We start from the raw sequence: 531 nt of genomic DNA, 5'->3' as shown, positions 1-531 counted from the left end.
CCCTCCATCCAAGGCGCGGCCGATTACCAGCCCCAGGCTGCCTGCTGGCACATGGTTCGTTTCCGTCGCGAACCCCTGATTGACCAGATAGATCTTGGCGGCGAAGTAGGCGATGTTTCCGGAATTGAGGAGGTCCCATGCTTGCCCATTGGCAAAGATCTGCCAGCTGGATATCAGGCGTGTGTCAGACGCATATAAGCCGTTATAAGTGGGCCGGGCGATCTGGCCATCCGGTTCGGTGACAAGGAAGCTGCGTCCCTGGTTAATCGCCAGACGCGGCGGTCCGACTGTGATCTCCAGCGTCATTGGTTCAACCGTCACCCGACCGATTTGCATCCATCGGAACAGATTGAACAGCCAATGTCGGCCGCCGCCGCCATCTTCGGCCACGAGAACTGACGTCTGCCTTGAACGCCTGCCCCCAGATTGTCCCGAAATCATGTACAAGGCAGGCGAACAACGACCCGGTCATCGATGAGCTCGAACAATCTGACCTTCGAGCACATACCCGCGAACAGAGGCGGACAAACC

General features: G+C 58.2%; 1 protein-coding gene. It reads right to left on the bottom strand.

Annotation, left to right across the window (positions count from 1 at the left end; translation table 11 throughout):
* Positions 1-390 (bottom strand): glycogen debranching N-terminal domain-containing protein (locus NKJ17_RS33965; RefSeq protein WP_352692078.1); only part of this gene is annotated, 390 nt, incomplete at its 3' end.
* Between the last annotated feature and the right edge of the window lie 141 nt (positions 391-531).

Source organism: Mesorhizobium sp. M0208, assembly GCF_040322015.1.
GTDB lineage: Bacteria > Pseudomonadota > Alphaproteobacteria > Rhizobiales > Rhizobiaceae > Mesorhizobium.
Note: the sequence above shows the minus strand (reverse complement) of the source record. Positions and strands in the feature narration are given on the sequence as shown.